The 14,753-nt window shown below is 40.1% G+C and carries 9 protein-coding genes; 3 read left to right on the top strand and 6 right to left on the bottom strand.

The window, feature by feature from the left end:
- Nucleotides 1-45 precede the first annotated feature (45 nt).
- The 5 genes from PHT93_RS07375 to PHT93_RS07355 form a co-directional block, all read right to left on the bottom strand.
- On the bottom strand, nucleotides 46-801 hold the full coding sequence (locus tag PHT93_RS07375) for a succinate dehydrogenase/fumarate reductase iron-sulfur subunit (RefSeq protein ID WP_300241286.1): 756 nt from the start codon (nucleotides 799-801) through the stop codon (nucleotides 46-48).
- A 30-nt stretch (nucleotides 802-831) separates the two neighbouring features.
- Nucleotides 832-2,775: a fumarate reductase/succinate dehydrogenase flavoprotein subunit gene (locus PHT93_RS07370; RefSeq protein WP_300241283.1), complete on the bottom strand. Its 1,944-nt coding sequence runs from the start codon at nucleotides 2,773-2,775 to the stop codon at nucleotides 832-834.
- Between the two features lie 34 nt (nucleotides 2,776-2,809).
- Entirely contained in the window at nucleotides 2,810-3,511 is a 702-nt protein-coding gene (locus PHT93_RS07365; protein ID WP_300241281.1) for a succinate dehydrogenase cytochrome b subunit, read from the bottom strand.
- Nucleotides 3,512-3,728: 217 nt separating this feature from the next.
- On the bottom strand, nucleotides 3,729-5,420 hold the full coding sequence (locus PHT93_RS07360; RefSeq protein WP_300241278.1) for a hypothetical protein: 1,692 nt from the start codon (nucleotides 5,418-5,420) through the stop codon (nucleotides 3,729-3,731).
- A gap of 215 nt (nucleotides 5,421-5,635) precedes the next feature.
- Nucleotides 5,636-7,870: a T9SS type A sorting domain-containing protein gene (locus tag PHT93_RS07355; RefSeq protein ID WP_300241276.1), complete on the bottom strand. Its 2,235-nt coding sequence runs from the start codon at nucleotides 7,868-7,870 to the stop codon at nucleotides 5,636-5,638.
- Nucleotides 7,871-8,008: 138 nt separating this feature from the next.
- Here PHT93_RS07355 and PHT93_RS07350 point away from each other — a divergent pair, with 138 nt between their 5' ends.
- A complete protein-coding gene (locus PHT93_RS07350; RefSeq protein WP_300241274.1) occupies nucleotides 8,009-9,637 on the top strand; it encodes a fumarate hydratase in 1,629 nt (542 codons plus the stop codon).
- A gap of 97 nt (nucleotides 9,638-9,734) precedes the next feature.
- Here the strand turns inward: PHT93_RS07350 and secDF are convergent, their stop codons facing one another.
- The gene (gene secDF / locus PHT93_RS07345) at nucleotides 9,735-12,773 is read right to left on the bottom strand and encodes a protein translocase subunit SecDF (RefSeq protein ID WP_300241272.1); all 3,039 of its coding nucleotides are present in this window, start codon (nucleotides 12,771-12,773) and stop codon (nucleotides 9,735-9,737) included.
- A 174-nt stretch (nucleotides 12,774-12,947) separates the two neighbouring features.
- On the opposite strand from secDF, the gene PHT93_RS07340 reads away from it, so the two are divergent.
- Both PHT93_RS07340 and PHT93_RS07335 read left to right on the top strand, forming a co-directional pair.
- Nucleotides 12,948-14,138, top strand: coding sequence for a DUF4468 domain-containing protein (locus tag PHT93_RS07340; RefSeq protein WP_300241269.1), 1,191 nt, complete (start codon nucleotides 12,948-12,950; stop codon nucleotides 14,136-14,138).
- Between the two features lie 6 nt (nucleotides 14,139-14,144).
- Entirely contained in the window at nucleotides 14,145-14,696 is a 552-nt protein-coding gene (locus tag PHT93_RS07335) for a DUF4468 domain-containing protein (protein ID WP_300241267.1), read from the top strand.
- The last annotated feature ends 57 nt before the right edge of the window (nucleotides 14,697-14,753 follow it).

Raw genomic sequence — 14,753 nt, 5'->3', positions numbered from 1 at the left:
CCGATTGCTCAGCGACACCTTTTGTTTATCTGGATGATCTTATGATCAGTCTTTCAATTTTGCCCAGATGAATTCACGGTTCAGACGTGCGATATTACTTACGGAAATATCTTTCGGACATTCCATTTCGCAGGCGCGTGTGTTGGTGCAGTTACCGAAGCCTAATTCGTCCATTTTTGCTACCATAGCTTTTGCGCGGCGGGCAGCTTCTACTTTTCCTTGCGGAAGAAGTGCTAACTGGCTAACTTTTGCTGAAACGAACAGCATAGCGGAGCCATTCTTACATGCTGCTGCACAAGCACCACAACCGATACAAGCCGCAGCATCCATTGCTAAATCAGCATCTTTCTTAGGAATTGGAATAGCATTTGCGTCAGGGATACCGCCTGTGTTTACAGAAACAAAACCTCCTGCCTGAATGATCTTATCGTAGGCTGTACGATCTACCATCAAGTCACGAATTACAGGGAAGCCGGCAGAACGCCAAGGCTCGATTGTAATCGTATCTCCGTCGTTGAAACGACGCATGTGAAGCTGACAAGTAGTTACACTTGTGTCAGGCCCGTGAGGATGTCCGTTGATGTAAAGTGAACACATACCGCAAATGCCTTCACGGCAGTCATGGTCGAACACTACAGGTTCTTTCCCATCATTAATCAACTGTTCGTTAAGTATGTCAAGCATTTCCAGGAATGAACTCCCTTGGGAAACGTCCGTCAATTTATAAGTCTCGAAAGCACCTTTTTCTCTCGGACCTTTCTGACGCCAGACTTTCAGTGTGATATTTATATTTTTATCCATTGTCGTTAATTTTTTAGAGTTGGTACTTTGTTAGTTCTTATAATTACGTTGTTGACGTACTATGAACTCATAATCAAGCTGCTCTTTCAGCATAACAGGATCTTTGTCCTCGCCTTGATATTGCCAGCAAGATACATAAGCGAACTTATCGTCGTGACGAAGGGCTTCTCCTTCTTCTGTCTGGTGTTCGATGCGGAAGTGTCCACCGCAAGACTCTTCACGATCAAGAGCGTCATGTGCAATTAATTCGCCCAGTTCGATAAAGTCTGCCAAACGTAACGCCTTTTCAAGTTCTACGTTCAAGTCGCCGGCAGCGCCCGGAATGCGAACATTGCTCCAGAACTCTTTTTTCAGAGCTCTCAATTTTTCGATAGCCGATTTCAATCCGGCTTCGTCACGTCCCATACCTACAAAATCCCACATAATGTGGCCTAACTCTTTATGGATACTATCAACTGAACGTTTACCTTTAATTCCCATAAGGCGGTTGATACGATCATTGATATGTTTTTCTGCTTCTTTAAACTCAGGAAGATCTGTACTGAAACGTGGAACCTGAATTTGATCTGCCAGATAATTCTGAATAGTATATGGCAATACGAAATAACCATCTGCTAATCCCTGCATCAATGCGGATGCACCTAAACGGTTAGCACCGTGATCGGAGAAGTTTGCCTCACCGATAGCGAACAAGCCAGGAACAGAAGTCATTAATTCATAGTCAACCCAAAGACCACCCATTGTGTAATGTAACGCAGGGAAAATCATCATCGGAGTTTCATACGGATTGTCATTTACGATCTTTTCATACATCTGGAAGAGGTTACCATAGCGTTGTTCTACTACGTTTTTGCCAAGACGATTGATTGCATCAGCAAAATCAAGATAAACAGCAAGACCGGTGTTACCTACACCAAAACCTGCATCGCAACGTTCTTTGGCTGCACGAGATGCTACGTCACGGGGAACAAGGTTACCGAATGCCGGATAACGACGTTCCAGATAGTAGTCACGATCTTCTTCTTTTATTTGTGTTGGTTTCAACTTTCCTGCACGAATGGCTTCAGCATCTTCTTTCTTTTTCGGAACCCAGATACGTCCGTCGTTACGAAGAGATTCGGACATCAATGTTAGTTTAGACTGGAATTCTCCGTGAACAGGGATACAGGTCGGGTGGATCTGACACATACAAGGGTTGGAGAAATAAGCTCCCTTTTTGTAGCATTGCCATGCAGCAGAACCGTTAGATGCCATAGCATTTGTAGAAAGGAAGAATGTATTGGCGTATCCTCCTGTTCCTACAACAACTGCGTGTGCCGAGAAACGTTCGATCTTTCCTGTTATCAGGTTACGGGCGATAATACCGCGAGCACGACCGTCAACAACAACTACATCAAGCATTTCATGACGAGTGTACATCTTTACTTTACCTAAACCAATCTGACGGCTTAAAGCAGAGTATGCACCCAGCAACAACTGTTGTCCGGTTTGACCACGTGCATAGAAAGTACGCGATACCTGAGCGCCACCGAATGAGCGGTTGTCAAGTAAACCTCCGTATTCACGAGCAAAAGGAACACCTTGTGCAACGCATTGGTCAATAATCGAATTTGAAACTTCAGCAAGGCGGTACACGTTGGCTTCACGGGCACGATAGTCACCTCCTTTAATTGTATCGTAGAATAGACGATAAACAGAGTCGCCGTCATTTTGATAGTTCTTAGCAGCATTGATACCTCCCTGCGCAGCGATAGAGTGCGCGCGGCGAGGAGAATCCTGAATACAGAAGTTCAGAACATTAAATCCCATTTCAGCAAGAGAAGCTGCTGCAGAAGCACCGGCAAGTCCTGTTCCAACCACAATAACATCTAAACGACGCTTATTTGCCGGATTTACTAATTTCTGATGAGCTTTATAATTAGTCCACTTTTCGGCCAATGGCCCTTGAGGAATTTTTGAATCTATCTTAGTCATAATAATAAATTTTCAATGATTGATTACACCTGAATTAACAACAAGCTCCTCCGCAAAGGCTTTTCAGATAGAATGCAATAGTTACGAACGCGAAACCTAAGCAAATAACTGTAGCAAAAACATCTGATACCACTTTCCAACGGTTAAACCAAACGGTATTGTTCCAACCAATTGTTTGAAGTGCACTCCAGAATCCGTGAGTTAAGTGGAACCACAAAGCTACGTACCAAGCCAAATACGCGATGACGATCCAAATCTGACTGAAGTAATACTTGATAAAAGTAGCACCTTCTGTCGTACCAACCATTTGTCCTCCCAATTCTACTTCATGATGTCCCATCAATTCTGCAAACATCATTTTATACCAGAACTGAGCAAAGTGCAATACCAGAAAACCAAGAACAATAAATCCCAATACAAGCATGTTCTGAGATGACCATTCTACGTTTTTCGGACGTACATTAACCGCATAGCGGTCATTTCCGCGTGCCTTACGATTCTCCAAAGTAAGAATAATCGCATAAACAATATGGATTACAAAGCCGGCTGCCAACACCAAGGTGCCTGCTACTGCGTACCAATTGGATCCAAGAAATGCACAAATCATATTGTAGGCACTTTCCGAGAAAACAGCCGCAATATTCATGCATAAGTGGAACGTAAGAAACAAAATAAGGAAGACACCTGATATGCTCATTATCAGTTTCTTCCCAATAGAAGAATTAAGTAACCACATAAGATAAGAATTTAAGTTATTTAATTGTGTTTAGAATTTCGCTTTTGCACTCGTGATTTGCGGCAAAGGTAGAGCAAATACATGGATCAAACAAATGATTAAAGAAATATTTCGCCAATGCATAAAGGCGTAGAAATAGTGGCATTGCTCAAAAAAGAAAAAGATTGTGATTCGAATGAACGATCACAATCTTTTTCAAATAAAATTATTTAATCTCTTATTTAACTAAGCTTGAGAAATCAGCGTTAGTTACATACTTAGCAAATTCCAAATCAGTTGCTGCTTCTTTAGCTAAAGAGCGATCTTTTGCCAAAGCGGCCTTAAGGCTGCTGATTACATTGCTTGAGTTGTTTGTGCGCGCTGCAACAACTGCTTTCAAATAATCAGTAGTAGCATCGGGGGTAGCGATTGCGCTTAACGTTTGTTGTGCCTTGCTGTAATCCTTAACTAAGATCTGTGCTAAAGCGGCATTGTTGCTCTTTGTAGAACCGAAAGAGTTAACTGCTTTTGCATATTCTCCTTGTTCAAGATAAAGAACACCTAAAGCTTCACTTAACTCATTAACACCTGAAGCATTTCCTAATAATTGTTGAGCTTTAGTTTTGTCTCCTTTTGTCAAAGCGATCAAACCTAAGTTCATGTTTGATTCGGCATTAGCTTTTACAGAGTTTGCTTTGTTAAACATTTCTTCTGCTTTAGCTAAATCTCCGGCTTTGAAGCGTTGCATACCGATGTTATTCCATGTACGATAGTCATTTCCGTACAATTCGCTTGCTTTTTTGTAGATCGCTTCTTTTTCACCGTCATTATTCGTCAATGTAGCAGCGTAAAGAATTTCTTCAACATTCAGTTCTCTTGGGTTGCTTTTTGCTAATGCACTGATTTCATCGTCGGATTTGCCGATAATTTCAATGTTTGCTGTTAAACGAGAACGACGTAACTGAGGAAGAATTTCGTCAGCTAATGTGCTGAATACAGCCGAAATATTTTTGATTTCTTGTTCGCGTTGTTCTGGATCTTTATACATTGAAAGAACACGAAGAACAAGGTCTTTGTCCTGAATGTTTGATTTAGAAACTAATTCCTGGAAGCCTTCCCAGTCCTGAGCAGTATAACGAGCATCAACCGGAACATCTACTTTTTGTTTCTTTAATTCTTTATTCAGGAATTTTGAAGTGTTGCTTTCACGTTTTTCAGCCAAGCCTGTATTCAATTTCACACCACCGTCAGGAGATGCATAAGCAGAAATTTCGATTGCAACATTTTGGTTAGGAGCTTCGTCTGCGTTTTTAACAAGGTCTTTCCAGTCGCTAAGTTCTTGTTTTGAAAGTTCTTTTGAGCGAAGTTCAGCTTGTTGAATAAGGAACATGATGTTTGCGCTATGAGCTTCCTTAATGATGCGTTGGAATTTATCTGCACCAACAGCAGGAGTCGCAGTCGCAGCATTCGCTAATGCAGAAGTAGCAACTACACCGTCACCAATTTTTACATCGGGAAGCTTTATTGTCTTGTTTTTAATCTTAGCATCGAATGTCAGATATAATTCAGACTTTTTCATTTCAGGTTTGTAAGTGAAAGAAGATTTCATTGTTACGTTTGCACCTTCTTTTTGAGGAATAACCTGATTGTTTCCTGCAACTTTCTCTCCCTGGAAAGTATAAGCAGTTCCCCACGCTTCTCCACCGGCATAACGTAGAACCGGAGTTACAGTTACAACGGCTTTTTTGTTAAACCATTTTGCAGGGAAAGTAGCGTTAATTGTAACGGGTACCTGACCACCGATAGCCTCAAGCGGCTGCGGTTCAGCTTTGATGTACTCTTGCGCTAACGGTTTCAACTTGTTTGAACAAGAAGAAAAAGTTACGATCGCAGCCAATACTAAGAATGGCAATAGATACTTTTTGTTCATAATCTGATGTAAGTTTTTAAAAGTTATTTATTTATTTGATTCACATTCATTCATTATCCGTACCAATATATGCAAAACTATATATTTTTTCGATAGTAATAAAGAAGATAGAGTAAAAAAAATAACATTAATGCAATTTAAGATTTATAAGGTCTAAATACAAGAAAAACCCTTATTTATTGCGTCCTCTTGACGCATTTCCAGAATAACAGACGTCATAAAACAAACTTTGATGTATATAATTTATTCCTCTGTTTTAAGCGAATAATATAACACCCGTGATTTTTTAAATAAAAATATTCTGTCGTGTCTGATATTTTTCCGTTTTGTATGACTTTCCCATCTATTGAAAAAATATCATATCTTGTCTCATTAATGTTTCCCGGAATTATAATGCGTATCCTTTTCTGATTTCGATCAACAGATAGCCGGATATTTGTTAGTTCCGTTTTTTGATTGCTTGTTTCTCCCGTTTTCATTTGTACAACAGGAGTGATAAATAAGGATGTGCTGTACGGCTTAACCGGGTGTTCCGTGTTTTCTATCCACTTATCCTGATACTTTAGCCAGGCTGTATTCTGCTGCGTGCTACCTGATGGAAGCGTATAAACTGTAAATGAATCCTTTTCTGAAGCGGTTATCTTATAGCTGATAAAGAATTTGTCGGAAACAGAAACGGCAGGTTCAAACTTAATAAAGCTTTCTTGCGCTCTATTTAGGGGTTTGACTGTTTCCTGAAAATCCTCGTTCAATATTTGTTTGTTCGTGTAGGTTGGTGAAAAAGTGGTACTGAATAATGGGTCTGCCGGTTCGTTAAGAGTTGTGCTGCTATATACTTTAACTTCTACACTCAGGCTGGTATTATTTGAAATTTCAGGGGTAACAAAGTATGCTCCCCAAAGAGTCGCTGTCCCGGGAATAGTGAAAGATTCTGCATATTCGGTTGTGTTTAGTGAATTTACTCCGAATTGCTGACCTGTCATGGGGACAGGCAGATAGGCTATTTCGGATAATTCCCGGTTTCCACTGGCTTGCAGATTACTTAGTTCAATTGCTTTATTTGTTTCATAAGGATCGAGCCCTTCGCATATCAACTGATTGCCGTTCGGGCTTAACCATGGCTTCAGATTAAGGCTGTCAACATCCCCTACTAACCAGGTTTTGTGTAAGGCAAAGAACAGGTCGTCTTTTGGACTACTACAACTCGAGTTTCCTCCTGTCAATGCACCAATAATATGATTTTTTGAGTCAAATAAAGGAGAGCCTGATGAGCCGCCTGCCGTACTTCCCGTTTCCCACTCTAATACATTCCAATGAGAGTTTGGGTTAAATCCATGACCTGAATACGATTTTAAATTGATATCCTTGGTGCATATTCCCAAGCATTTTACTCCACCACCCGGGTGATGGATGTTAGTGTATGGAGGAGAAGTCGTCTCGTTAATGTTCCAGCCTGCATAATATGGACGATAATATACGGGCGGTTTTTCTAATAGTTCCAATAGCGCCATGTCAGTTTTCTCATTTATAGCCCTTAAATGAGTAGAAGCCATGGATAATTCTTCTGTGCCGCGTAAAACCTTACTGCAAAACGGACTTTCGTAATTGAAGAAGCTGACTACAGTATTGGCCATTTTTATATAGTCTGGGTTCACCATGGTAAATTGCTTGTTAAGACAATGTGATGCTGTTAAAATATAAGGCGTACCATCATTTCTGGAGTTATTAATCATAACTCCGGAGCATAAAACGTCCCCGTTTATAATTAACAAAACAACGCTTCTCACGATTTCATCGTATTTATCAGTGGTGTCGCTTGCGCAAACAGGAGAAGGCATACAGTCATACTGGGAGAAAACACCCGCAGGTTCACTTCCCCGTAAGTCTCGATAGGCATGGTTTACTTCTCCAACTTTTAACCGGCCGGCGAAATCAACGTCAACAGGTTCCTGGTACTCAATGATTACTTCATCTCCATATACGGGTGCAACAGGAAGCAAGTTTAATTCTGAATTGTTTAAATATGTAAAGGAACCTAACACCTGACTTTGGTCCGGCGAATACAAAAATAATTTTGCTCCCTTCGGTATTTCAAATTCTGTGAATAATAGATTTATAGAGTATGCCCCCTTTGAACGGATTCCAAGACGCCAAACCCTTGTTCCATCAGCTAAAAAAAATGACTGACCTGAATTTTCCGGAGTATAATCTGTCATAAATTTATATGCAAACCGATATCCTCCACGCAGATCATTTTGCATCAGAGAGTCGAGTTGTATTTCCGCATCGATATCAAAAGAAGGCATTTCCTGAAAAATATTCTGAAATGTTGAACGAAGCATCGTGTAAGATAGTGGCCTTCCTCCATGGCTTATCTGTGCTTCTGTCACAAATGGGGCGAGAAGAAATAGGATTAACGTTAGTTTTAACACATTTTGTTTCATGTCCATGAATGCAAAAATAGGATTTTCTTTTTCGATAGAATCACATCTACTTGTCTTATTTATGCTTTATGCAAAATTATCAGTAATTTTGTTCGTACTAATAGTTATGCGAGGCATTATTAACTAAAATAAGATATAGCGATTATGGCAACACCTCCATTTAATTATCAGGAACCGTTTCCAATGGGGCCTGATAAGACAGAGTATTATTTGCTCACGAAGGATTATGTATCAACAGTAGAATTCGAAGGTAAAACAATTCTTAAAGTTGAATCCGAAGCTTTAACTAAACTGGCGAATGCTGCATTTCATGATGTTTCTTTTTTCTTGCGTCCTGATCACCAGGCACAAGTTGCTAAGATATTAGCTGATCCGGAAGCGAGTGATAATGATAAATTCGTAGCGCTTACTTTCTTGCGTAATGCGGAAGTTTCTGCTAAAGGAAAACTTCCTTTTTGCCAGGATACCGGTACGGCTATTATTGTCGGAAAAAAAGGACAACAGGTTTGGACTGATGGCTGCGATGAAGAGGCCTTATCGAAAGGAGTGTACAAGACTTATACGGAAGAAAATCTACGTTATTCACAGAATGTACCTCTAGATATGTATAAAGAGATCAATACCGGATGTAATCTTCCGGCACAGATCGACTTGTACGCTACTAAAGGAGATGAATATAAGTTCCTTTGTGTTGCAAAGGGTGGAGGATCTGCCAATAAGACTTATTTGTATCAGGAAACGAAAGCGCTATTAAACCCAACCACGTTGGTTCCGTTTCTTGTTGAGAAGATGAAGTCGTTAGGAACTGCGGCTTGTCCCCCGTATCATATTGCTTTTGTAATTGGTGGTACCTCTGCAGAGACTAATCTTAAAACTGTAAAATTAGCTTCTGCTCATTACTATGACACATTGCCAACGCAAGGTAATGAAGGTGGTCAGGCCTTCCGGGATATTGAACTGGAAAAACAGGTTCTGGAAGAAGCACATAAAATTGGCCTTGGCGCGCAGTTCGGTGGTAAATATTTTGCGCATGATGTGCGTATCATCCGTCTTCCCCGACATGGCGCTTCTTGTCCTGTAGGAATGGGTGTTTCTTGTTCTGCTGACCGTAATATTAAAGCCAAGATTAATAAAGAGGGTGTATGGATTGAGAAATTAGAAACTAATCCGGGACGATTAATTCCTCAGGAATTGCGTCAGGCAGGAGAGGGAGATGCGATTAAGGTCAATTTGAACCAACCTATGGCTGATATATTAAAGGCGTTAGATAAATACCCGGTGTCAACTCGTTTGTCTTTGTCGGGAACAATTATCGTTGGACGTGATATCGCTCATGCAAAATTAAAAGAACGTCTTGATTCAGGCGAAGGACTTCCTCAATACGTAAAAGATCATCCGATCTATTATGCGGGTCCGGCTAAAACTCCTACCGGTATGGCTTCCGGTTCTTTTGGTCCGACTACGGCGGGGCGTATGGACTCTTACGTTGATCTTTTCCAGGAAAACGGAGGCAGCTTAATCATGATTGCTAAAGGAAACCGGAGTCAGCAGGTAACCGATGCCTGTAAGAAACATGGAGGCTTCTATTTAGGAAGTATTGGTGGTCCGGCTGCAATTTTGGCTCAGGACAGTATCAAAAAAGTTGAATGTCTCGAATATCCGGAATTAGGTATGGAAGCTATCTGGAAAATTGAAGTAGAGGATTTCCCCGCATTTATCCTCGTTGATAATAAAGGTAACGACTTCTTCAAACAGTTAAAGCCTCGTTGTTAATAGGCAACAAAATAATTTAATTAAAAAGAATAGCCCCCTGTAATCATTTCGATTATACAGGGGGCTTCTTTTTATGAAGATTGTTTTTGTGCTTTCTTTATTTTATTTCTCCTTCTTCCAAAACAATACCTTTTTTATTCAGTTTCTTCTTTTGGATTTCGTAAGCTATAGGCGCAGCAACAAATAAGGTTGAATAAGTTCCTAAAACTACCCCAACTAAGATTGCAAACGTGAAACTACGAATTGTACTACCACCAAGCGTGAAGATACACAACACAACAAGGAATGTAGAAAGAGAAGTACTTAATGTACGTCCTAATGTTGAGTTCAATGCGTGATTGATCACCTGGAAACGATCTCGTTTAGGATAGATTGCTGTTGTCTCACGAATACGGTCGAATACAACCACCGTATCATTGATCGAATAGCCGATAATGGTAAGAATAGCCGCAATAAATGTCTGATCTACTTCCATAGAGAAAGGCAAGATCTTCCATAATAATGTATATAGTGAGATAATACACAACGTTACCATCAGAACAGAAACAAATACCCCTACGGAGAATGCGAAATCACGGAACCGGAGTAAAATATACAATGCCATGCAGACCATTGAGAATACAACGGCAATAATAGCACTATTCTTGATATCGTCTGCCATGCTCGGACCTACCTTCTGTGAACTCTGTATATACGTTTCTTTGAATTGGTCTAATGTTGTCCCTGCCGGTAATAAGTTGCTTAATCCCGTATAAAGTTTGTTTTCAATTTCCTGATCAACTGCGGGATCACTATCTGCAATCTTATAGTTAGTAGAGATACGAACCTGATTTGAGGTTCCGATCGTAATAACATTTACTGCACCATCCAAATTTTCATTTAATAAATCACGAACATTATCTGTTGTTACTTCCTGATCAAAACGTACAATATAGTTACGTCCACCTGTGAAGTCAATACCGTTGTTCAGCCCGATTGTCATCATCGAAATCGCTCCTAATACAATAAGAACTACCGGTATCAGGTAACCTACTTTTCTCTTTCCTAAGAAGTTGAAGTTTACGTTGGCCAGAAGGTTCTTTGTTAAAGAGGTCGTAAATGTAATATTCTTAAGTTTGTCTTTCGCAATTAATGCCTCATAAACAATACGAGTCAAGAATACTGCAGTTAAGAATGATGCAAACAAACCGATAATCATTGTTGTGGCAAATCCACGAATCGGACCTGTTCCGAAGTAGAACAAAACAAACCCTGTAAGAATAGACGTAACATTGGCATCAAAAATTGCAGAAAAAGCATTCTGGTAACCGTCCTGAATTGCCTTTCCTAACGATTTTCCGGCACGAAGTTCTTCTTTTGTGCGTTCGTATATCAACACATTTGCATCCACAGCCATCGCCAATGTTAACACCATACCCGCAATACCCGGCAAGGTTAAAACTGCCTGGAACGAGGCAAGTACACCCATTGTGAAGAATACGTTAATTAATAATGCTGCATTTGCAATCAAACCAGGAATCAAACCATAATACACGCACATATACAAGAATAGTACGATCAAGGCTAAAACAAAAGAAAGAACTCCCGAACTAATTGCTTCTTGTCCCAGAGAAGGACCAACAACATCTTCTTGTACAATATGAATAGACGCTGCCATCTTACCTGACTTAAGTACGTTAGCAAGGTCTTTCGCTTCCTCCGGAGTAAAGTGTCCGCTGATCTGTGAACGTCCTCCGGTAATTTCTTGATTTACAACCGGAGCAGAGTAAACCATGCCGTCAAGGATAATCGCAACAGACTTGCCGATATTTTCTTTTGTCAATTTAGCCCATGCTTTTGCTCCTTCCGCATTCATGCTCATACTCACCTGTTGCTCTGAGCGTCCCGCTTGTTGTACAAAGTCTGCATTCGCATCCGTTACTACATCACCTCCAAGAGCAGGAGTGCCGTCACGGTTGGTTGATTTTATGGCATATAATTCATACAAAGTCTCTTTCTCGTCCACCGCTTTAACTCCCCACTTCAGAGAAAGATTGCGTGGAAGCAAGTCTTTAACTTGTTTCATCTCGAGATATTCATTGATGATGGCCATATCACTTACATGAGCATAACCAACCACCGTTCCCGGAGATAACTGACCGTTATACTGATTGATCTGAAGTCTTGCAAAAAGCGGATGCTCTTTTGAGAATTCCTCAAAAGACTGACCTTTTTCATCTTCTTGCGCACCAGAAATCTCTGCCAGCAGAGAATCTGCTTCGTTTGTGTTTGCTGTGTCTGTAATGGCTGTATCTGCAACATCTTTTGCGTCTGTTGCCGATGTTTCTTCTGTAGTCGCTGTTGAATCTTTTGCGGCCTCGTCTGATGAATTTTTCAGTGTTGAAGCTAATAGATTGTCTACTGCAACTAAGTTCTGATAAATCTCAGGTAAAGTATAGGTTTCCCAAAACTCAAGGTTTGCACTACCCTGAAGAAGTTTACGAACACGTTCCGGTTCTTTTACTCCTGGTAGTTCAACCAAAATACGACCGGTTGTTTCCAAACGTTGTATATTCGGAGAAACAACACCAAAGCGGTCGATACGGGTACGTAAAACGTTAAATGAATTATCAATTGCGCTCTTTAGCTCTTCACGAAGAACTGATACAACTTGTGCATCTGTACTTTGAGGAGTAATTTTTTCTTTTAGTTCAAATGTGCTGAAGATTGAAGCAAGACGGCCGTTTGGTTCTAACTTCTTATATTCTTCTACAAACAAATCGATGAACCCTTTCTGACTCGCAGCCTGACGTTGGTAAGCAGACGTTAATGCCTGATTAAAATTCTCATCCTGATTATTGTTCGATAATGAGCGGATAACGTCTGCAACATTAAGCTCAAGAACAACATTCATCCCGCCTTTAAGGTCAAGACCAAGACTGATTTCCTTTTCACGGCATTCTTTAAGGGTATAACCCAGCCAAACTTTCTGAGTAGATAGCGAGTCCAAATAATGGCTCTCCTTCGCGGGGTCTCCATTAGCATACTCAGCGGCTTTGCTGTTGTAATGCCTGGTCACAAATGAGAATGACAGGTAGAACAAACAAACAAGCGTAAGAAGCGTAGCAAAGACCTTTACAAATCCTTTGTTTTGCATTTGAATCTTTATTGTTTATGTTATTATATTATTATTCGTTTTTTCACAGGGTGCAAATATAGTTTTTTTTTCTTTGCTTATGATATATTTGAATTAAATATTTGCCTCACACTGATTTATTCAAATGGAATTACATATCTTTGTTTGTGGTATATCCCCAAACTTTTATGTTATATGAAGCAGATACTTATTCTTTTTCTTTTGATCTCTTTTTCCGGCGTTGCGCAGGATGACGCTAAATATTTGACAGGTAGTGTACCTGAAGTTGACGGTAAGGTTGTTTTCGAGAAAGTTTTTAGCTTGCCTCAGCAATCTAAAGAGCGTGTTTTTGATCTGGCTGCTGACTGGGCTGGCGAACGTTTTAATAATGAAAATAGCCGTGTGGTTTTTTCTGATGCTGAGAAAGGCGATCTGGCTGCTGTTGGTGAAGATTATCTTGTTTTTACAAGTTCTGCTTTGTCTTTAGACCGAAGTCTGATGTCGTATCGGGTTCTGATGCATTGTGAAGATGGCCAACTTCGTATTAAAGTGAATGGAATACGCTATGAATATAATGTGTCATATCAACGTGAACCGGAGAAATATGTTGCTGAAGAATGGATCACTGATGAAGCGGCTCTGAGTAAAGGTAAGTTAAACAGAATTAATGGAAAGTTCAGAAAAGGTACGATTGACTTTATTAATGACTTATTTGATAACGTGGCAACGAGTTTGGCTGTTGCAAAACCCGACGTATCTACGGCAAGAGTTGTTACCGTTGTACCGGTGGAGCCAGTTGCCTCTGTCCCTGTAATTCGTGAAAAGAAAGAAACAGCTCCCGTTGTAGCTGCTGCGGGTTCGCAAACCGTGAATGCTGCGCTTGAAGGATACAAACAAATACGAGCGGAAAATATTCCCGGTAATATAATCAAGATGCTGTCGCAAGACTGGATGCTGATAACAGCCGGAAATAATAGCGAATTTAATATGATGACGGCCAGTTGGGGCGGTTTGGGTTACCTGTTTGGTAAACCGGCAGCGTTCTGTTTTATCAATCCAACCCGATATACCTATCCTCTGATGGAAAAGTATGAGACATACACTCTTTCCTTCTATACGGAAGCTTACCGGGACGTACTCTTGTATTGTGGTAATAATTCAGGGAAAGATAAAGATAAAATAAAGGAAACAGGACTGACTCCAATTACCACCCCATCCGGAAGCAAAGCATTCAATGAAGCGTGGATGATTATTGAATGTCGCAAATTAGTTTCACAGCCATTAAGTCAGGAGTCTATCTCCAACGAAGAAGTCAGAAAAGAATGGATCGGCAAGCAAGTCAACAAGATGTTTGTCGGGGAAATCATAAATGTGTGGATAAAATAACAGGACATGAAAATAAGAATTACTTCAATATTGTTCTTTCTTCTCCCCGTTCTTTGCTTTGCACAAGGAAATAAAGGGAAAGTAGAAGCTTGTGCACCTGAGAAAGAAGGAAAGATCTGTTATACGGATGATATAAAAATGACAGGAGCAACTCAGGACGGATTATATAATGCGATAAGCGAGTGGGCTAAGGAAGAATATGGGAAAGATGTTTTTATCTCAAGTGTATCATGTAATAAAGGAAGAAAAACTATATTAGTCAGCTCCAGAGTTGAACTTCTGTTGAATGATACCGATAAAACAATACTAAAATATAAAATGTATATATCCTGTTTCGATAATAATTACAAAGTAGAAGTGAAAAACCTTACTTATCAATACGATCCGGATAAAGGAACAAGATATAGGAGCTATCCGGCAGAATCCGTAATTGCTAATAACGGTAAAGAGAATAAAGTCCCCTCCATAAAAGACCCATCGTTATTTTGTAACGCCACATTTTTCTTTGTGGAAGGTCTGTTAGATGATGTTTACGAAGCAGCCAAAAGATACAACTGATTTTTTTTTGATGTATGAGGATGTGACAATCACGTCCTTACATCAAAAAACAGCGAA

The sequence above is a fragment of the Massilibacteroides sp. genome (genome assembly GCF_028705895.1).
Taxonomy (GTDB): domain Bacteria; phylum Bacteroidota; class Bacteroidia; order Bacteroidales; family Tannerellaceae; genus Massilibacteroides.
This window is presented reverse-complemented; position numbering and strand designations above follow the sequence as displayed.

Excerpts from the sequence above, each read along its gene's own strand:
- PHT93_RS07360 (WP_300241278.1), bottom strand. The coding sequence starts at position 5,420 with ATGAACAAAAAGTATCTATTGCCATTCTTAGTATTGGCTGCGATCGTA.
- PHT93_RS07350 (WP_300241274.1), top strand. The coding sequence starts at position 8,009 with ATGGCAACACCTCCATTTAATTATCAGGAACCGTTTCCAATGGGGCCT.
- PHT93_RS07340 (WP_300241269.1), top strand. The coding sequence starts at position 12,948 with ATGAAGCAGATACTTATTCTTTTTCTTTTGATCTCTTTTTCCGGCGTT.
- PHT93_RS07375 (WP_300241286.1), bottom strand. The coding sequence starts at position 801 with ATGGATAAAAATATAAATATCACACTGAAAGTCTGGCGTCAGAAAGGT.
- PHT93_RS07335 (WP_300241267.1), top strand. The coding sequence starts at position 14,145 with ATGAAAATAAGAATTACTTCAATATTGTTCTTTCTTCTCCCCGTTCTT.
- PHT93_RS07355 (WP_300241276.1), bottom strand. The coding sequence starts at position 7,870 with ATGGACATGAAACAAAATGTGTTAAAACTAACGTTAATCCTATTTCTT.
- secDF (WP_300241272.1), bottom strand. The coding sequence starts at position 12,773 with ATGCAAAACAAAGGATTTGTAAAGGTCTTTGCTACGCTTCTTACGCTT.
- PHT93_RS07365 (WP_300241281.1), bottom strand. The coding sequence starts at position 3,511 with ATGTGGTTACTTAATTCTTCTATTGGGAAGAAACTGATAATGAGCATA.
- PHT93_RS07370 (WP_300241283.1), bottom strand. The coding sequence starts at position 2,775 with ATGACTAAGATAGATTCAAAAATTCCTCAAGGGCCATTGGCCGAAAAG.